Annotated in this window: 26 protein-coding genes; 8 read left to right on the top strand and 18 right to left on the bottom strand. The window is 62.7% G+C overall.

The features are described 5' to 3' along the window. The first annotated feature begins 78 nt into the window (after positions 1 to 78). On the top strand, positions 79 to 1,500 hold the full coding sequence (locus tag BLS08_RS11025; RefSeq protein WP_055987201.1) for an IS1182 family transposase: 1,422 nt from the start codon (positions 79 to 81) through the stop codon (positions 1,498 to 1,500). A gap of 127 nt (positions 1,501 to 1,627) precedes the next feature. Here the strand turns inward: BLS08_RS11025 and rimO are convergent, their stop codons facing one another. Further along, positions 1,628 to 2,962, bottom strand: a complete 1,335-nt coding sequence (rimO, locus tag BLS08_RS11030) for a 30S ribosomal protein S12 methylthiotransferase RimO (protein WP_090336576.1) — start codon at positions 2,960 to 2,962, stop codon at positions 1,628 to 1,630. Between rimO and BLS08_RS11035 the strand changes: the two genes are divergently transcribed. Continuing rightward, a complete protein-coding gene (locus BLS08_RS11035; protein WP_244155371.1) occupies positions 2,956 to 4,593 on the top strand; it encodes a recombinase family protein in 1,638 nt (545 codons plus the stop codon). The genes rimO and BLS08_RS11035 overlap by 7 nt on opposite strands. Here BLS08_RS11035 and BLS08_RS11040 read toward each other — a convergent pair whose 3' ends face one another. The 17 genes from BLS08_RS11040 to BLS08_RS26445 form a co-directional block, all read right to left on the bottom strand. Further along, complete coding sequence (locus tag BLS08_RS11040; protein ID WP_090336578.1) at positions 4,594 to 4,881, bottom strand: hypothetical protein; 288 nt, start codon at positions 4,879 to 4,881, stop codon at positions 4,594 to 4,596. Continuing rightward, positions 4,878 to 5,345 (bottom strand): hypothetical protein, encoded by a 468-nt coding sequence (locus BLS08_RS11045; RefSeq protein ID WP_090336581.1) that lies wholly within the window; start codon positions 5,343 to 5,345, stop codon positions 4,878 to 4,880. Before BLS08_RS11045 ends, BLS08_RS11040 begins: the two co-directional genes overlap by 4 nt. Beyond that, entirely contained in the window at positions 5,342 to 6,196 is an 855-nt protein-coding gene (locus BLS08_RS11050) for a DNA adenine methylase (protein WP_090336584.1), read from the bottom strand. Before BLS08_RS11050 ends, BLS08_RS11045 begins: the two co-directional genes overlap by 4 nt. Continuing rightward, positions 6,193 to 6,777: a hypothetical protein gene (locus BLS08_RS11055; RefSeq protein WP_090336587.1), complete on the bottom strand. Its 585-nt coding sequence runs from the start codon at positions 6,775 to 6,777 to the stop codon at positions 6,193 to 6,195. The genes BLS08_RS11050 and BLS08_RS11055 overlap by 4 nt, the downstream gene beginning before the upstream one ends. Beyond that, positions 6,777 to 7,085 (bottom strand): hypothetical protein, encoded by a 309-nt coding sequence (locus BLS08_RS11060; protein ID WP_090336589.1) that lies wholly within the window; start codon positions 7,083 to 7,085, stop codon positions 6,777 to 6,779. The genes BLS08_RS11055 and BLS08_RS11060 overlap by 1 nt, the downstream gene beginning before the upstream one ends. A gap of 650 nt (positions 7,086 to 7,735) precedes the next feature. After that, positions 7,736 to 8,347: a phosphohydrolase gene (locus BLS08_RS11070; protein WP_090336593.1), complete on the bottom strand. Its 612-nt coding sequence runs from the start codon at positions 8,345 to 8,347 to the stop codon at positions 7,736 to 7,738. Beyond that, positions 8,344 to 9,519, bottom strand: a complete 1,176-nt coding sequence (locus BLS08_RS11075) for a DHH family phosphoesterase (RefSeq protein WP_167375875.1) — start codon at positions 9,517 to 9,519, stop codon at positions 8,344 to 8,346. Before BLS08_RS11075 ends, BLS08_RS11070 begins: the two co-directional genes overlap by 4 nt. Next, the gene (locus tag BLS08_RS26500; protein WP_244155372.1) at positions 9,516 to 10,319 is read right to left on the bottom strand and encodes a hypothetical protein; all 804 of its coding nucleotides are present in this window, start codon (positions 10,317 to 10,319) and stop codon (positions 9,516 to 9,518) included. Before BLS08_RS26500 ends, BLS08_RS11075 begins: the two co-directional genes overlap by 4 nt. Positions 10,320 to 10,382: 63 nt before the next feature. Further along, complete coding sequence (locus BLS08_RS11085; protein WP_090336596.1) at positions 10,383 to 11,210, bottom strand: DUF2303 family protein; 828 nt, start codon at positions 11,208 to 11,210, stop codon at positions 10,383 to 10,385. A gap of 61 nt (positions 11,211 to 11,271) precedes the next feature. Next, a complete protein-coding gene (locus BLS08_RS11090; protein WP_090336599.1) occupies positions 11,272 to 11,616 on the bottom strand; it encodes a hypothetical protein in 345 nt (114 codons plus the stop codon). Between the two features lie 50 nt (positions 11,617 to 11,666). Further along, a complete protein-coding gene (locus BLS08_RS11095) occupies positions 11,667 to 11,906 on the bottom strand; it encodes a pyocin activator PrtN family protein (protein WP_090336602.1) in 240 nt (79 codons plus the stop codon). After that, the gene (locus tag BLS08_RS11100) at positions 11,903 to 12,280 is read right to left on the bottom strand and encodes a hypothetical protein (RefSeq protein ID WP_090336604.1); all 378 of its coding nucleotides are present in this window, start codon (positions 12,278 to 12,280) and stop codon (positions 11,903 to 11,905) included. Before BLS08_RS11100 ends, BLS08_RS11095 begins: the two co-directional genes overlap by 4 nt. Beyond that, the gene (locus BLS08_RS11105; protein ID WP_090336607.1) at positions 12,277 to 12,561 is read right to left on the bottom strand and encodes a hypothetical protein; all 285 of its coding nucleotides are present in this window, start codon (positions 12,559 to 12,561) and stop codon (positions 12,277 to 12,279) included. The genes BLS08_RS11100 and BLS08_RS11105 overlap by 4 nt, the downstream gene beginning before the upstream one ends. 10 nt (positions 12,562 to 12,571) lie before the next feature. Further along, on the bottom strand, positions 12,572 to 13,414 hold the full coding sequence (locus BLS08_RS26505; protein ID WP_244155373.1) for a DUF3310 domain-containing protein: 843 nt from the start codon (positions 13,412 to 13,414) through the stop codon (positions 12,572 to 12,574). Next, positions 13,411 to 13,689, bottom strand: a complete 279-nt coding sequence (locus BLS08_RS11115) for a hypothetical protein (RefSeq protein WP_090336609.1) — start codon at positions 13,687 to 13,689, stop codon at positions 13,411 to 13,413. Before BLS08_RS11115 ends, BLS08_RS26505 begins: the two co-directional genes overlap by 4 nt. After that, positions 13,686 to 13,862 (bottom strand): hypothetical protein, encoded by a 177-nt coding sequence (locus BLS08_RS26315; protein ID WP_167375876.1) that lies wholly within the window; start codon positions 13,860 to 13,862, stop codon positions 13,686 to 13,688. Before BLS08_RS26315 ends, BLS08_RS11115 begins: the two co-directional genes overlap by 4 nt. 82 nt (positions 13,863 to 13,944) lie before the next feature. After that, positions 13,945 to 14,712 (bottom strand): S24 family peptidase, encoded by a 768-nt coding sequence (locus BLS08_RS26445; protein ID WP_244155374.1) that lies wholly within the window; start codon positions 14,710 to 14,712, stop codon positions 13,945 to 13,947. Positions 14,713 to 14,810: 98 nt separating this feature from the next. Here BLS08_RS26445 and BLS08_RS11125 point away from each other — a divergent pair, with 98 nt between their 5' ends. The 6 genes from BLS08_RS11125 (at position 14,811) to BLS08_RS11150 (ending at position 16,891) form a co-directional block, all read left to right on the top strand. Next, on the top strand, positions 14,811 to 15,041 hold the full coding sequence (locus BLS08_RS11125) for a transcriptional regulator (protein WP_090336612.1): 231 nt from the start codon (positions 14,811 to 14,813) through the stop codon (positions 15,039 to 15,041). After that, a complete protein-coding gene (locus BLS08_RS26030; protein WP_139204202.1) occupies positions 15,038 to 15,319 on the top strand; it encodes a hypothetical protein in 282 nt (93 codons plus the stop codon). Before BLS08_RS11125 ends, BLS08_RS26030 begins: the two co-directional genes overlap by 4 nt. A gap of 366 nt (positions 15,320 to 15,685) precedes the next feature. Continuing rightward, the gene (locus tag BLS08_RS11135) at positions 15,686 to 16,195 is read left to right on the top strand and encodes a phage regulatory CII family protein (RefSeq protein WP_090336618.1); all 510 of its coding nucleotides are present in this window, start codon (positions 15,686 to 15,688) and stop codon (positions 16,193 to 16,195) included. Beyond that, positions 16,188 to 16,394: a TraR/DksA C4-type zinc finger protein gene (locus BLS08_RS11140; RefSeq protein ID WP_090336621.1), complete on the top strand. Its 207-nt coding sequence runs from the start codon at positions 16,188 to 16,190 to the stop codon at positions 16,392 to 16,394. Before BLS08_RS11135 ends, BLS08_RS11140 begins: the two co-directional genes overlap by 8 nt. Then, positions 16,387 to 16,623, top strand: coding sequence for a hypothetical protein (locus BLS08_RS11145; protein WP_090336624.1), 237 nt, complete (start codon positions 16,387 to 16,389; stop codon positions 16,621 to 16,623). Before BLS08_RS11140 ends, BLS08_RS11145 begins: the two co-directional genes overlap by 8 nt. Further along, positions 16,616 to 16,891 (top strand): hypothetical protein, encoded by a 276-nt coding sequence (locus BLS08_RS11150; RefSeq protein ID WP_090336625.1) that lies wholly within the window; start codon positions 16,616 to 16,618, stop codon positions 16,889 to 16,891. Before BLS08_RS11145 ends, BLS08_RS11150 begins: the two co-directional genes overlap by 8 nt. Positions 16,892 to 17,047 lie beyond the last annotated feature (156 nt).

The following is a 17,047-nucleotide window of genomic DNA, read 5'->3' on the forward strand; positions in this document are numbered from 1 at the left end:
CAGACTGTGTGAAAACCTAGCAGTCTGAGAGCAAGCTGAAGACAATGCCTCCATCAGTCGATGGGGGCATTGTCGTTTATGGGCTACATCCAGGGCGAAGGTCGTCAGCAAAGCAGCCTGTTTCCTCCCACATTGGAGGAGCTGGTGCCGGAGGATCACCTGGTACGGGTGATCGAGGCCTATGTCGCCCGCCTGGATCTGCAGGCTCTGGGTTTCAGCAAGGCCGAACCACTCAAGACTGGACGTCCTGGCTATGATCCAGCGGATCTACTCAAGCTTTATCTGTACGGTTACCTCCAGCGCATCCGCTCCTCCCGGCGCCTGGAAGCCGAGTGCCAACGCAATGTCGAGGTGATGTGGCTGCTGGGCCGATTGGCACCGGATTTCAAGACCATTGCTGATTTTCGCAAGGACAACAGCGCTGCTTTTCAGGCGACCTGCCGCACCTTCGTCCAGTTCTGTCGCCAGGTGGGGCTGATCAGCGGGCAACTCGTGGCCATCGATGGCAGCAAGTTTCAGGCGGTAGCGTCGCAACGCAAGCATCTGAGCCTGACGAAGCTCAAGCGCCAACAAGCCAAGCTGGAGGCGCAGATCGCCCGTTATCTGGCGGAACTGGACGAGGCTGACCGCAGTGAGGCGGCTGAAGTGGTTGATCGCAGTGCGGTCAAGGCTGCGCTGCAGCAGCTGGAGAGCCGACATGCCGATAACCTGACAGCCCAGGCGTTGATGGAGGTACAGGGGCTGGAGCAGTTCGTCGTGGGTGAGAGCGAGGCGCGCATGATGCGTACCCACCAGGGGGCTCGCGTGGCTTATAACGTGCAAAACGCGGTGGATGGCGAGCATGGGCTGATCGTGCATCATGCTGTCACTCAGGACGGCAGCGATAACCAACAACTGGAACCTATGGCCAAGGCTGCCCAGGCGATCCTGGCGCAGGAAGAGCTGACGGTTACAGCCGATGCGGGCTACTCCAATGGTGAGCAGTTTCAAGCGTGTGATGATGCTGGGATTGCGGCCTATGTGCCGGAGAATCGGGGCATAAATAACAAGGGCGACGACACGCCGCTATTCGATCGCAGCGCCTTCAGCTACGACGTAGAAAACGACCAGTACCAATGCCCTGCAGGCCAATGGTTACCGCTCAAGCAGGTAAACGGCCTACAGCGCATTTATGCTGTACGCGGCGACTGTACGGCTTGTCCATTGAAATCACGCTGCACCAAGGCTAAACGTCGACACGTGACTCGGCATGTCCATGAGGCCGCATTCGAGCGCATGCATCAGCGGATGCAGGTGCATCCAGAGATGATGGTCAGGCGCCGCTCCATCGTCGAACATCCCTTCGGCAACCTGAAGCAATGGATTTTGGGTAATGGTCGCTTCCTGCTCCGACAACTGCAGGGCGCTCGGACGGAAATGGCCCTGGCGGTCAACGCCTACAACCTGAAGCGTGCCATCAATGTGATGGGTGCCCGTCGGTTGATCGAGCTGTTGGGGTAAATCCCGCTTTCCATTTCCAAGCATCAAAAACACCAACGCCCCGAACCAGTCGGGGCGTTGGATTTTTCTGGCGTCAGTGCGTTTTCACACGCTCTGAGCATGCGGGGCTTTTCAGGAGAGAGGTCGGTCAGACCAACTCGCCCCACATGTCGTACTCGTCGGCGTCGACGATACGTACGCGCACCTTGTCGCCCGGCTTGACGTTGGGGGAGTCGATGAACACGCTGCCGTCGATCTCCGGGGCGTCGGCCCAGGAGCGGGCCACGGCGCCTTCGCCGTCCACTTCGTCGATCAGCACGTCCATCTCCAGGCCGATCTTGGCCTGCAGACGTGCGCTGCTGATCGCCTGCTGGTGCGCCATGAAACGCTCCCAACGGTCCTGCTTGACGTCGTCAGGTACCACTTCCAGGCCCAGGTCGTTGGCGGGAGCGCCTTCTACAGGCGAATACTGGAAGCAGCCGACGCGGTCGAGCTGGGCTTCCGTGAGCCAGTCCAGCAGATACTGGAAGTCTTCCTCGGTCTCGCCGGGGAAACCGACGATGAAGGTGGAGCGGATGGTCAGCTCCGGGCAGATCTCGCGCCACTTCTTGATGCGCGCCAGGGTCTTGTCTTCGAAGGCTGGGCGCTTCATCGACTTGAGGACTTTCGGGCTGGCGTGCTGGAAGGGGATGTCCAGGTAAGGCAACAGCTTGCCGGCGGCCATCAGCGGGATCACATCGTCGACGTTGGGGTAGGGGTAGACGTAGTGCAGACGCACCCACACGCCCATCGACGACAGCGCCTCGCACAGCTCGAGCATGCGCGTCTTCACCGGCTGGCCGTTCCAGAAGTCCAGCTTGTACTTCAGGTCGACGCCGTAGGCGCTGGTGTCCTGGCTGATCACCAGCAGCTCTTTCACGCCAGCCTTGACCAGGCGCTCGGCTTCGCTGAGCACATCGCCCACCGGACGGCTGACCAGCTTGCCGCGCATGGACGGGATGATGCAGAAGCTGCAGGTATGGTTGCAGCCTTCGGAAATCTTCAAATAAGCGTAGTGACGCGGGGTCAGCTTGATGCCCTGCGGCGGCACCAGGTCGATCAGCGGGTTGTGCTCGGTCTTCGGCGGGATGACTTGGTGTACGGCGTTGACCACCTGCTCGTATTGCTGCGGGCCGGTGACGGCCAGCACGCTCGGGTGCACGTCGCGGATGCTGTCTTCGGCCACGCCCATGCAGCCGGTGACGATCACCTTGCCGTTTTCCGCCAGCGCCTCACCGATGGCGTCCAGCGACTCGGCCTTGGCGCTATCGATGAAGCCACAGGTATTGACCACCACCACGTCGGCATCCTGGTAGGTCGGTACGATCTCGTAACCTTCCATGCGCAGCTGGGTCAGGATTCGCTCGGAGTCAACCGTCGCTTTTGGACACCCCAAGGAAATAAACCCTACACTTGGTGCTTTCTTAGTTTGAGTAGTTGTCATCACTGATCACGGGGGAATGCAAAATTAGCGCGCGAGTATACAGCTATCTGAGGTTTTCCGATCCCCGGCAGGCGACCGGCAGCAGTGCCGACCGTCAGTTGCAGTACGCTCAGCGCTGGGCGGGTGAGCGTGGTCTGGTGCTCGATGAATCGTTGTCGCTGCGCGATGAGGGGTTGTCGGCCTACCACCAGAACCACGTCAAGCAGGGGGCGCTCGGGGCTTTTCTGCGTGCCGTCGACGAGGGGCGCATACCGGATGGTTCGGTGTTGATCGTCGAAGGCCTCGACCGGCTGAGTCGAGCCGAGCCACTCCAGGCGCAGGCGCAACTGGGTCAGATCATCAATGCGGGTATCACGGTGGTAACCGCCAGCGATGGGCGGGAGTACAACCGGGCCGGCTTGAAAGCCCAGCCGATGGACCTGGTGTACAGCCTGCTGGTGATGATCCGTGCGCACGAGGAATCCGACACGAAGAGCAAGCGCGTGAAGGCGTCGATTCGCCGTCTGTGCGAAGGCTGGGTGGCAGGCACTTATCGCGGGCTGATCCGCAACGGGCAAGACCCGCAATGGCTGCGCTGGGATGGCCAGGCGTGGCACCTGATACCCGAGCGAGTAGAGGCGGTGCGCTATGCCATCGAGCTGTACAAGCAAGGTGAGGGGGCGACCCGAGCGGCGCGCAAGCTGGCCGAGCGTGGTTATGTACTGAGTGATTGGGGGATTGCCGGGCAGCAGATTTATCGACTGGTGAAGTTGCCAGCGCTACGCGGTGCCAAGCGCATCAGTGTCGACGGCGAGGATTACCTGCTGGAGGGATACTACCCGCCCGTGCTGACCGATGAAGAGTACGAAGCCCTGCAGGCGGCAACCGAGACCCGGCACGGTCGACGCGGGGCGCCTGAGATTGTCGGCCTGGTAACGGGCCTGGGAATCGCCTACTGCGGCTACTGCGGTACCGCTGTCGTAGCGCAAAACCTTCTGAGCCGTGCGCGTGAAGATGGCACTGTGGCCGATGGCCATAGGCGGCTGCATTGCACCTCGTACAGCAAAAGCACGGGCTGCAAGGCGGCGAGTTGCAGTGTGGTGCCGGTCGAGAAGGCGCTGCTTTCGTACTGTTCCGATCAGATCAACCTGGCGCGACTGCTGGAGCCGGTGGACGATGGCCAGCAATTGCGGCAGCGCCTGCAGGCGTGCCGGCGAAAGCAGGCGGACGTGGAGCGGCAGCTGCAGAGGATCACAGAGGCGCTGCTGGCCGACGACCAGGGCGCTGCGCCGCTGGCGTTCGTGCGTAAGGCGCGCGAGCTCGAAGCGGAACTGGGGCAGTTGCAGGCCGAGGCCGAGCACTTGGAGCGAGAGCAGGGCAAGGTGGGTCAGACGCAGACGCCGGCCGGCGCCGAACTGTGGCGCAAGCTGGCAATCGAAGCGCAGGACATCAAAAGCCCGGCGCGCGAGCAGCTGCGGCAGCTGGTGCTCGATACGTTCAGCCGGATTACGGTCTACATGCGGGGCTTGGTGCCTGACCCCAAGTCGAAGGTCATACACCTGGTGCTGGTGTCGCGGGCGGGGCAGCGGGTTGCGCTGGATGTTGATCGGCGGTCGGGAGCCTGGAAGGCCGGGCGCGACCGCCGTGGGTGATCAGGCGGCTTTCTTGCCGATCAGGATGGCCGCCAGCTCTGGGTCGCCGGGTGGACTGCTGTGCACCACCAGGTGGCCCATGCCTTCCCAGTAGTTTTCCTGCACCTCGATGCACACCCGCCAGGCTGCCCAGGCCACTTCGGCGCCGACCTCGATCACGTTGCCGGCTTCGTCGATGATGGCCAAGCGCGCCGGCTTGCCGTCGACGGTGGTGCAGTTGAAGCCAGTGCTGACTGTGGCACTGATGCGGGCGGCCTGCAGCTGGGGGTTGGGTACTGAATCTTTCATGCGGCCTCCGGCTGTTTGCGCCAGGCGCCGAAGGCGTCGAAGACGCGCTCGGCTTGGGCTTCGGTGAGGGTGATTTCGGCGGGGATGGCGAGCCAGGCCAGGCCGATGAAGTGGTAGGGGTTGCAGCCAGCCTTCAGCTCGACGCAGTAGGCTTCGACGGTTTCAGCCAGTTGGGCGGCTTTGTAGATGCCTTGTGGGGCAATCTCCACGCTCTTCATGTAGGCGGTGCCGAGCTGGTCGCGGCACAGCGCGGCCAGGTAGAGGCTCCAGCGGTGTGGCATTTCGGTGACTGCCGTGGCAACCGCCTCTCGGCCGTTGCCGATCGCTCGGGCGTGCTTCCAATCAACGAGCACCTGTAGTTCCAGGTGCTCGATGTCGAGCACCGCCACATGGTTGCTGCGCAGCATGGAGCGGTAGTAGTTGGCTAGCCGTGCCTGGTGGTTGTAGGGCTTGCGCTGGCTCATGCTGCACCCTCCAGTGGGAGACCGCGTTGCTGCAGGGCAGCTATGCAGGCGGGGTTGATCCAAAGGCACTCGGTACGTGCTGCCGTGCCGCGGAAGGCCGCGATCCGGGCTTGCGTGGTGTTGACGGTCCAGCCTTTCAGGGCTTTGTCGTAGAGCTCGCAGGGGTAGCCACTCACGATCACCATCCCATCCAGCGACTTCAGGGTTTCAAGTAGCTCGACGTGATCATCGTCGGACATCTCGTGCCGGTAGTACCGGCCTTTGTGGGCGCCATGGACTCGCGTTGAGTGCATGTAGGGCGGGTCAACGTAATGAAGAGCCGATGCCGAATCATGCTGGCGAATAACCTCAAGGGCTGGGCGGTTCTCGATCAGAACGCCCTGCAGGCGCTGGCCGAAAGCAGCCAGGTTGTCGGGAAAGCGTGACCACAGTTGTGGGGCGGTACCGTACTTGCGATACGGGTCAACGCGCAGGCCGGATGTGGCCTTGGTAGCGCCCGCGCTGCCGAAGCCCATCTGCGCACGCATCACGGTGCGGCGCGCCCGCTCGACTGGGTCTTCAGTGAAGATCCAGGCCAGCTCGAACTCGTCGCGAGCGTAGGGCGTGAGCACCAGCAGCTCGGCCAGCGAGTCGCGCTGGGTGGCGTTCTGCAGGACGCGGAACAGGTTGACGATATCGCCGTCGAGGTCGTTGTAGACCTCGCCGTGGCTGCGTGGCTTCTGCATCAGCACACCTGCTGCGCCGCCGAACGGCTCGACGTACACCTGGTGGGGCGGGAAGTGCTTAATGACCCACGGTGCCAGCCGGAACTTGCCGCCGTGGTATCGGATGACGGGGGCGGTGATGTTCATGCCGCCACCTCGCTCTGCTGCTGATCCACCAGGTTGGCGCGCTTAACTCGATTGGCGTTCTCGCAGGCGTGGCAGCGCTTGCCCGTGACAGGGCGGGCGCAGTCAAGGCAGGGGTGACGCAGCGCATGTTTCGCCTTGCCCTTGGGAGACTTGAGGCGCGCAGGTTCTGTCAGCGCTCTGGCTATTTCCCATCCGGACTCGATGCGCTTGCGAATGGTGTCAGCTGGAACTCCAGTGCGCTCCGACCATTCGGCTAGCGACAGGTCTATGCCGTCGTGATGGATTACCCGATTATTTCTGCGGTTGCGATCGTTGGCGCTGCGGGTCACCCATCGGCAGTTACTGGGCTCATAGTTCCCTTGGTTGTCGATCCGATCTATCTCGTGTTTGGGTGATGGTTTCAGGCCCATGTCAGCTATGAAGGCGGCTGGGTCGTTCAGCCATCGATCGCACACGGTAATTCCCCGTCCGCCATAGTTCGCATAAGCAGCGTGGGTGGGTTTTGTGCAACGGAGGCGCATCTGCTGCCAGGCTCGATACTCCGGCGTGTATGACAGGCCGTGTTTAGGTTTGCCAGCCATCAGTTGGCACTCCTGCGCTCGCTAGCTTTCAGAGCGGCATGGGTCGACTGCTGCCCAAACTTGACCATCTCATACAGACGCTCTAGGTCGGCTTGTACGCCCCATAGCGCATTGACGATATGGGTGTCAGAAAGCCTGCTTTCACATGTGCCGTCGAACTGGCACATCAACAGCGCCACGGTGGCGGCAGTGCGCCCGAGTTGGCAGTTGATTGCGTCGACCGGCAAGTCGGGCTCCATATTGGGCGGCTGGCAGAAGAAGGCTTCGGGGGTGTCTGGATAAAGCTGGGGGCGAGCGGACGCGGCCATGGTGTGGCTCCTGTGTGTGAGGTCGGAGCCTCCCACCCAGACGCCAATCAAGGCGGGAGACTGAACGGCGTTGGCGTACCGGCCACACAGGGAACCGGCGCCTCCGAAGAGGCCACCGTCCAGCCTCCCATAACTCGGGTGCTGAACGACGCGCACAAAAAAACCGCGAACTACGTTCTGCGGCCTGTGCGGCCTATGTGGTTGCGGGACGCCAATCCCGATCACCGATTTTGCGGTGACGGCTGGAGAGTAGTCCGGTGCTGCTGCATCGGTCAAGCGGCGTTCTGATAGACGGATGGTGGCGGTCATGGCTGGGTCGCCTCAATCTGCTCGCTCATAGCACTGCCCTCTCAATATCCGCGTCATTGCGCGGCTCATACGTGTCCTCCAGCTCAGCCACACGCGCCCATGCGCGCGACTCTGATGCAAGCGCCTCACGAAGCCTCTGATCAAGCTCGGCAACTTTTCTGCTTTCTTCAGTGCTACGAAACGCACACTCAACGCAGCGGCCTGTTGCGGTGTAGCGGACGCTTTCACCGCACGTCTCGCACACTTTCCCCGTGAACTTTTTGGCCCCGTTAATCCGGGCGCGCTCCTGCTCAAGGATTGCAATAGCTTGCGATAAGCGGTCTGCAGTCGACCTCACTCGCTCATTCATCTTGACCTCCCGCTGGGCGCTCATTGCGGTGCTTATTGACCCTCCGCCGGTGAGTGGTGGCCAGCAGTTCGAGCAGGCGACCGTGGTAGTGGATGGCGGCCTGGCTCGGCTGCCAGGGGTCGATGAGCTGGGGGATGGGTTCGATGCCTTCGAGGCATGGCCAGGGCTCGGGGTGCTCGGGCATCAGGTCGCGCTTTTCGGTGGCCAGCGCCACCAGGTCGGCGTGCTTCACGCAGTCCGGCAGGATGGGGTCGAGGTCGAATCGCTGGCAGATGGCGATCCAGACACGGCGCTCGACTTGGTCATACAAGGACTCAAGGTTCTGGCACTCGTAGAACTCGCGCATGCCTTCCTTGAGCGGGCGCACCAGATCGCCCACGTAGGCTTCGGTGGCGTCGTGCAGCAGGGCTTCCAGGCGGTACTCGGCCGGCACCAGGTCGGACACCAGATAGCAGTGTTGGGCCACGCTGTAGAAGTGGCGGGTGTGGCCGACAAAGCGACAAAGCATGCTCAGGCTGTGGGCGATATCGGTCGGGTCCACCATGTCGGCGGTGGGGTTGGCCAGGTCGAACTTTCGGCCGCTGCGGGTGAGAATCCAGCTCATGGCTGCACCTCCGTGGCGGTGATGAGCCCGGCGGTGTCGCGCAGAGCCTGGATGGCGGCGCTCATGAGGGCTTTCTCTGTTGCCGGCATCGGCACCAGTTTCAAGCCCACTTCCAACTGGGAAAGACCTTGGGGAGTCGATTCGCCTACCAGCCCGGCGAGCGCTGAATGCAGCTTCGCAATGGCCTGCTGCGCCTCGCGCATCGGGTGCTTGGCGCAGGTGCGGATATGGTCAGTCAGCACCTGGTCGCCAGCGGCTGGGGTGTCCTGCGGGTACTCGTGGCCGCAGTAGACACAGGTCAGTATCCGGGCTGTGGCAAAGCATGCCAGCTCATGATCGAACGGCACCTTGAAGCCGGCTGCATTGCGGTGACCACCGCCACCGTAGCGTTTGGCGATCTCGCCAACATCGAGGCCTTGATCGTGGCTGCGCAGGGAGAAGTAGCGGTGCTCGCTGGTGTCCTGATAGCAGGCGGCGAAGGGTTCGCCGATGGCCATCAGGTGTCCGGCATCGCTGGAGTGGATGTAGGGCAGGTTCGCTACCGGCACATCAAACCCGGCGATGACCATGCGGCGCTTGCTGCCAACTACCAGCTCGGCGACGTCTTTGTGGTGCTTGCGCTCGATGGCCTTGCCGTCCGCCAGTAGCTGGCTGGTCGGCGTGTTCATCAGCGCGTCCCATACCTCGAAGTCGTAGGGGTAGCTGAACAGGTTGGCCTGGATCTCGCGCGTGCCCTCCAGCTTGAAGCGCCAGAGGTCGCGGTCCTCGATGTGGTTGATCAGGGCAGGGCGGGGCTGGCCTGGGTTGAAGTAGTCCCAGGTGAGGCCGGCGCCGCTGCGATTCATGTCGAACACGGTGCCCACACGCTGGGTAGAGGGCGCCCACTCTGCGAAGCAGGACGGGGCCGTTGGCAGTTGGGCCAGCGCTTCGGCCGCAGTCTTGTGGTGGTCGATGATCAGGATCGAGCGCGCCTGGTGGCCGAGCAGCACCAGCAGTTCATAGGGGTAGGAGAAGTCCACGATGATCACGTCGCGGCCTTCAACGTCCGGTGCGGGCTTGCCGTAGTGGCCGGCGTGGAACTCGACGTTCTCGGCGCCCAGTGCTTGGCGAACGACCCAGGCGGCGCCGAAGCCATCGGCGCAATTGGCGTGGTAGATGCACAAGGTTTTCATGCTGCAGCCCCCTGCTTGGCGTTGGCCTTGGCGGCAACCAGCGACATGGCTTGGTCGTAGCTCAGAACGCGGCGGCTGAACGGCATGTGGTCGGGGCCGAGGTGGTTGGTCAGCACCAGGGCTTTGGTGATCGGCGCGGGGTCGCCTGGCTGCCAGTCGTCAACGATCTCCGTCAGGCCGAGTGCGTCGGCGATGGCCTGGGCGTTGGTGGTTTTGCCGCAGCGTTCGGGGCCGTAGACGAGCCAGCTTTTGCCGTTGGGTACGCCAGCGGCGAAGGCAGCCGCTTCAAGCAGGGCGGCTTCTGCTTCTTGCTGGGTATTGGGCAGTGCGGTCGGGGCGGTGCCTTCGAGCTGATCTTCGATGCGCTGGGCGAGCTGCTCCAGTTCGCCGCAGACGGTCAGGGCGTGGCGCGCCTGGTCGCTCAGCTCCAGCACCTGGCTGGTGCTGAGTTGGTTGTAGGTCAGGGCTGCCAGCTTGAGCTGTTTGGCAGCGCGGCGGATGCTGGTGAGTTCGTCGCGGGTGTAGCTCCGGCCGGCGTAGATGGCGATGCGGCGGTCGGCGTCCTGCAGCTGGGCTTCGATATCGCGGTTGGCTTTGGCGAGCCGGCCGACCGAGCTGGTGAGTTGTTCCTCGAGGCTGGTGGTGTACTCGGTGAAGGCGGTTTTGGCGTCGCCGTAGCCTTGGTCATAGCCATTGGTGCGGGCGGTTTCGGTGTTGACGTAGGCCAGCCAGGCCAGGCCGAGTAGGGCGATGATGGCGAGCGCGGCGATCACGCCGAGGGTGATGAGTGAAACGGTCATGTGCTGTGTCTCCGTTGGTGCCCTGCGCCAGGTGTCAGAGTCTCTGGCGCAGGGAGTTGGGGCTTAGTGGCCTTGCTGGTAGGTGCCGATGGTGAGCGGCAGGAGGTCGCCAATTTCGTCGGTGAGCACCTGCTGGAACTCTTCAGCGAAGGCTTCTTGCTGGGCTTCCTGGCCGACCCAGCGCAGTTTGAGCACCGGGGCCGAGTCGCCGGTGATCACCGACAGGCGCAGGGTGATGTCGGCGAAGCTCAGCGGGTCGTAGGGCTTGGTGCTGAACACGAAGGTGGTCGGCAGGGTTTCGAGGCTACGCGCTTCGATCTCTTCCATCGCGCTGCGGCGGTTGCTCAGGTCGCCCACTTCGCTGTTCAGCTCCGAGGTGGCCTTGATCTGCATGCGGCGCACAGCGTTGATGGCGGCGAGGGTGTTGAGCTGCTGCTCGCCCGCGCAGGCGGTGATGTGCGGCGCCCAGTCTTCGAGGAACTCGGCCAGTTGCTGTTGGCTCATGCTGCGGCCAACCACTTCAAGCAGTGCCTTGTAGGCGGCAGTGGGCTTGAGGGTGAGGGTGGCGCGGTCGTCGCCGTGGCCGGCATCGTCCGGGGTGCCCAGGTTGAAGATGACAGTGGCGCGCATGGCGTCCTGATCGACGAAGCCAGATGCACCCTTGTCGTCTTCGCCGCCGATGTGGCGCTCGACGTAGGCCGCGAAGGCTTTGAGGGCGTGAGTGTGCAGCGCGCCGCGAAAACGGTCGCGGCCGTGCTGGAACTGCTCCAGATTCAGGGTGGTGCAGTTGGCCGGCAGAACCATCAGTTGGTTGGCGCTGGTTTGAATGCGCACCTGGGCGGCTGCGATGGCCTGGGCATTCAGGGTTTCAAGTACTTTGTGGTCGAACATCGTTGTGGTCCTTGTCAGAGTAAGGATGGTTAGGTGGTGCGGTGTTGCGGGTTACGGGTGATCAGCTACGCGCGTGAACGGGCGTGTCTTGCTTGCTGAAGAGCTGATCGGTCGGGTTGGTCTGGAACAACTGCAGGCCGTCCGGGGTGACATACAGCGGGGTGTCGAGGGTGGTGTCCTCGCGCTTCTTGCCGCGCTTGGTAGGCTGCGAGAAGTCGAGCTTGTGCGTCACGTTCACCTGGTTGGTCTGGGCGATCTGCTTGAACTTGAAGGTGAGGGTTACGGTGCCTTCCTTGCCGTGGTCGATCACGCCGGCGGCGACGTCGGAAACGGCGCGGCCGAACTGCTCGGCGAATACGCCGGCGTTGAGGGACTGGATGAAGTCTGAGCTGTCAGTGGGTTTCATGTGCTGTGCCTCGATTGTCAGAGAGTTGCCCGGTACCGCCGGGCGCGGGGTTAAGCCGCTTGCTCGGCGCGGGCGTCGAGGTAGGCGGCGAGGTCGGCCAGGCGCACGTACAGCGGCGCCAGGCGCGAATCAGAGTTCTTGAAGGTGGCCAGCTGTACCTCGCCGTTGCGGATCAGGTGGCGTAGGCGCTTCTCCGTCTTGATGTGGGAGAAGTACTCGGCGCGGACTTCATCCAGCGGCAGGCTGTTGGCCTTGTGGCGCTGCTGGAGCAGGTCGAGTGTGGTGGTCACTGCGCCACCTCCCCGCACCCCGCCATGGGGCGGCTGAGCTTGGCGGCGATGAGCGCGGTGACGCCTTCGACGCTCTTGCCGATAGCGGTGGCGGCGATGTTGCCGGCCTCGTCGGTGATCACCGCGCCAAAGGGCCGCTCGGTGTCGCCAGTGAGGGTGACGTAGGGCAGCCAGCGGGCCGGCAGCAGGGCGAACAGGGCGCAGTACAGCGCGGCCAGCTCCAGCGCCTGGGGTGGGATGCCTTGCAGGCGCTGGATGCATTCGTCTGCGGCGTCGCGCACGGTGGCGGCGCTGACGGTGCCCGGGTTGGCGTGGTGCAGGCTGACCAGCTTGACGACACCAATGGCGTCGGCGATTGGGTTGGGCTTGTTCATGCGGCGCTGTCCTTTGCGGGTACTTCGGTGATTTCGATGCCGAGCTGCTTGGCCAGCCAGTCGATACCGGCCTCGGTGACCATCAGTGGGGCGTAGTGCTTGCGGATGCCGATGCGCTTGATAGTGGTCACGCGCGGATCCATGAACAGCTTGCCGCCGCCGATGTGGCGCGCTGCCAGGGTGCCGTCGCGGTTGAGGGCGTTGATGCTGCGCAGGTGAGCGCGCAGCTGGCTCTCGGCGATGCCCAGTACCTGGGCGGCCTCTTTAACGGTGCGGTTCATGGCGTGGCCCTCAGGCTGCGAGCAGGTGCTCGATCCAGTGCAGTGCTTCGGCTGGCTCGTCGGCGGCAATCGCCACCAGCGCAGCGCCAACCGGGTAAGGTTCGTGCGCGGCGATGCGGCCGGCCAGGGCGTGGGTGGCCTGCAGGTAGCCGATGCTGATGCCGCCGCGCTCGCAGCGCTCCAGTTCGCGGTTGAGGTACCAGCGGGCCTTCTCCAGATCCTCGCGGCCGTTCTTGCTACGGTGGCGGAACACGTACTTGAAAGCGTTGCCGAGGTTGAACGGCAGCAGCTCGGTCACCTCGATGCACTCCAGGCCAGAGGGGTGGCCGTTGTAGTGCGGAGGGTGGTTGACCATGTCGGCGGGATGGGCGGTGGGCTCGTCCAGCTTCTCGGCCTGGATGCGGTTCCAGGCGGCATGGGCTTCGTCCGCCGTGGTGGCGCCTTCGGCCGCCTGGCAGTCGCCGTGCCGGCACTTCACGCCGTGGCGATACTCGGTGCCGGGTATCGCGTAGTCGTAGCCGATGGCCTCGCCGCCGCACTTGCAGCAGGTTTTTAGCGTGGCCGGGGTGCCGATCGCGCCGGTTTCGGCGGTGTCGGCTGTGCCGTTGGCGATGGCTTCGATCTGCTCGGCCAGGTTCAGCTGGTTGGCGCCGTCACCATCTTGCAGTGTCAGGCTGCTTCGCTGATGGCCGAGCAGGATGGTGGCCGTGAGGGTGCGGCCGCAGCGTTCAATGTGCAGTTCTGCGCGCAGTTCGCGCTCGGGGCGGCGCAGCAGGATCGCGTCGGAGCCGCCGCCGGCGTTCAGCAAAACGCCAATAGCGCGGGCGGACATTGGGGTAAGGGCGTAGGTCATGCTGCGCGCTCCTGTGCGCGGGCCAGTCGCTGGGCCTCGGCTTGGTGGGCAAACTCGGCGGAGCGGTATTGACTGGCGTTGAGTACCAGATTATGCAGGCTGTCACTTGCGCCGATACTGATGGCGTCCAGGCAGTGGCCGGCGCTGATCCAGCCGAGGACGATGTAGAAGTCGGCGTCCAGCGATGGGAGGTCGGGCGCAGTGCGAACCCGCGTCAGCAGGCTGAGCAGGCGGTCGCGATAGGCGTTGAGTTCGTGCTCGTTGTGGGTGCTCACGCTGCCGACCCTCCATCAAATGGGCCGGAGGTGGGCGCAGCGGCGCGCCGGCGCTGTTCGCGGCTGACGTACTGGCAGCCAGCGTCACGCGCCATGCGGCGCACCATAAAGATGTAGGCGGGGTTCAAGGCCGGGTGCGAATGCACCTGGCAGGTGTGCTGTGTCTGTTGCATCGCGTACTCCGGGGGTCAGAGTGTGGGTACGCGATCTACGTTAGCAACAGCTAATCAGGTATGCAATAGCAAACGCTAATTTTTAGAGGTCGATATGCTTGGACGATTTGAGGATGGCGGCGACGTAATGAATCTTCTCTACCTGATCGGCCTGAATGAAGATCGGGGGATAGCCATCGTTAATGCTGTCCAGTCGGTACTGGCCATCCCTTAAATAGATGAATTCTTTCACCATAGACCTGCCGTCCTTGGTCTTTACAAGCACTTCGTCGCCGGGTTGGTATGGATGATTTGGCTCGATCAAGACGAACTCCCCGTTCTTGATCCGTGGATGCATGCTGCTGCCTACGACCTTCAGCCCGTAGGCGTTCTCGTCGGTACTGCTGATATCGATGTAGCCATCACCATGGCCTGCTGGGTAGTCCATTGCTTCGAAATATCCTTCTGCGCCAAGCATAGCCTTGCCTACTACTGGTACGGGCGTTGGCCGCTTTTCTCTGTTTTCCCAGTAGCGCCGGTCTTCTTCCACGCGTTGTGCGGTTTCGTTGATGTTGGCGTTAAAAAAAGCAGGATGCGGAAGTGTTGGGGGCTTCAGCCCAAGCGAGAGCCAGGAGGATGTGATCCTGTCTCGGTCGGGAGCAGAGTAGACGCCGGTAGTCAGTAGCTCGGCAGGTATAGAGAGCTTGGCCGCCAGGTTCATGGCAGCCCTGTCTCCTAGGGTGCGGTGACCGTTGAGTATCTGTGAGATGTACGAGGCATCAACGTCGCTATGGGCGTTGGCGAAGTCCTTGATCGTGTTTTCCCCGATCAGGGCTTTGAGAATGGTGAGGCGTTTTTCATAGATATCCATTAGCAGATCTTGGCCTCGCGTTAGCAGACTGTAAATTACAGGATGCTATTGCGCTATCGATTAGCAGTTGCTAACCTGCTTCGGGTATGGAGGTGCCTATGGTCTTACTCGACTACATCAAAGGCCTCGACAAAGAGCAGCTGGAGGGGTTCGCCAAGAGCTGCAAGACGTCGGTAGGCCAGTTGAAACAAGTTGCTTACGGCAATCGGAGGGCCAGTGCGGCCTTGGCGATTGATATCGACCGCAGCACATCAGGCTCAGTCCCTTGCGAGGTTCTGCGCCCGGATATCGATTGGAATTATCTGCGTTCCAAGCCGGAGGCCGCATGATCCGCCTTTCTCAAGGTTTCACTGCTTTCGGCATCACGCTGGAGCTTACGGCTTGTATTTCCCCTGAAGCTTGTGAATCCGCATCTGGGCAGCCAGTAGCTGCTCAATCGAGCGAAGGTAGTCCAGGCGAAACTTCGGCTCTTGATCTCCAACAGCTATTGGCGGCAATGCAGCCAGCGCTTGGTCTAGCGCTGCAAGGGCTGCAGCAAAATCTGGTTGAGCAGGCATTGGTTTCTCTCCAGAAGCAGGTTGATGCAGAAAGAGAGAGAGGGCGCTAAGCCCTCAAAGGTGCTGGCCCCCGAAGGGGCCAGCGGGGTGCTCGCCTGAGCTCTGACACACAGGCGAGCGGGGTGGTGCAAGGCTCTGACCCCTTGCACCGATGCCTGGCGAGGCTCTGACCCCTCACCAGGCGCACGACGCTCGATGCCGACACAGCACGTGGAAACATCGAGTCGCCGTAGCCGGAATAGTAGGGGAAACTCTGGCTGCCTGGCTATGTCGTTAAACGGCGGTTTTAGGTAGTAACCGCGCCGGGGACTCTGACCCCTTGCGCGGCCGGGGTCGAGCGGGGCAACTCTGACTGCCCAGCTCGGCAGACACAGCACACAACAGCCGGCCCCGCCTGGGGCCGGCTTGGGGTTTGTATGAGCCGACAAGATCTGCTGCCGGGCGCTGGCCCGGTACTCTCCCTGCGCCACGCGCTTTACCGCGCGGGGCGTGACCACCGGGGCGGCATTGGCGCCCTGGCCACTGATATGCATCTCGACCTGGTAACGGGCTACGACACCCTGCAGAAGAAGCTGAACCCGACCGAGGAACGCCGCTGGCCGAACCCGGACGAGCTCGAGGACATCATCCGCCTGACCAATGACCCGCGCTTGCTGGACGCCCTGCTGCGCCCGGCCGGGGCGGTGTGGTTCAAGCCGGTACCGGTGACGGCGACCAACGATGCCTTGCAAGCGTTGGCCAAGCTGATGAAGCGCCTAGGCGAGTTCGTGGGCAGCCTGCACGACGGCGGCGCGGACAACCGCTGGCAGCGGCACGAGGTGGAGGCGCTGAAGCACCACGGGCATGAGGCGCTCCGCAAGATTCTCGGCATCATCGCCGGCGCCGAGCAGGCCATGCTGGCTGGGGAGGAGCGCCACGATGGATGAGCGCGTACTGGAAATGGCTGAAGCGGCCCAGCCGGCGCGCCTGCAGCAGGCCATCGATAACCGTGTGGTGTACCAGGGCGAGAGCGCGACCGAGTGCGACAGCTGTGGTGACGACATTCCCGACGCCCGGCGCCAAGCAGTGCCGGGTTGCCGTTTTTGCGTGGAGTGCCAAAGCCGGCAGGAGGTGCGCCGTGTCTGAGTGGCAGCCAGCGGCCAGCGCGCCGCGTGACCGACTGTTCATTGCCGATACCGGGATGCCTTGGGCATGCCTCGCGATCTGGAACGAACCGTCTGGGATGTTCTGCATCACCGAGCTGGAAACTGACCTGTACCAAGGCGAGTGGAACGACACCGCCATCAGTCATACCTATGTGTCCGCTGGCATGCTGCGCGGCTGGATGGAGTTGCCGGAGGTGTCGCGTGGCTGAAGAAATCAACGCTGCCGAGCTTGGCTCGGATATGTGGGCGATGCTCGGCGGGGCCTTCATGGATATCGCCCTGGCCAATGGCCTGGATACGCCAGCCAAACGCGCCCGCCTGTATGCCGGTTTTATTGGGGCAGTGGGTGGCTCCATGGCGGCTGACCTTGGCATTGCTGACGCCGCCTTCGTGCTCGACATGCTCAAGGAAGCCAACAGCACCGTGGCACGCGAGTCGCTGCATCTGGTTGGCGGAAAAGATGGGGGTGGTGCATGAAGCCTGCAGATTTCCGAAAAGAGCTGATCAAGCTCATGCCTGGTTACAAGTGGACAGTCCACCAGAGTAGTCGCCCTGATCACTACCTAAGTGCCACTGGAACTCAGTCCAGTGGATTCAATCGGCTGTCGACGCTCAGGGTTGAGCGTCGAGAGA

The organism is Ectopseudomonas chengduensis (genome assembly GCF_900102635.1).
Taxonomy (GTDB): Bacteria; Pseudomonadota; Gammaproteobacteria; order Pseudomonadales; family Pseudomonadaceae; genus Aquipseudomonas; species Aquipseudomonas chengduensis.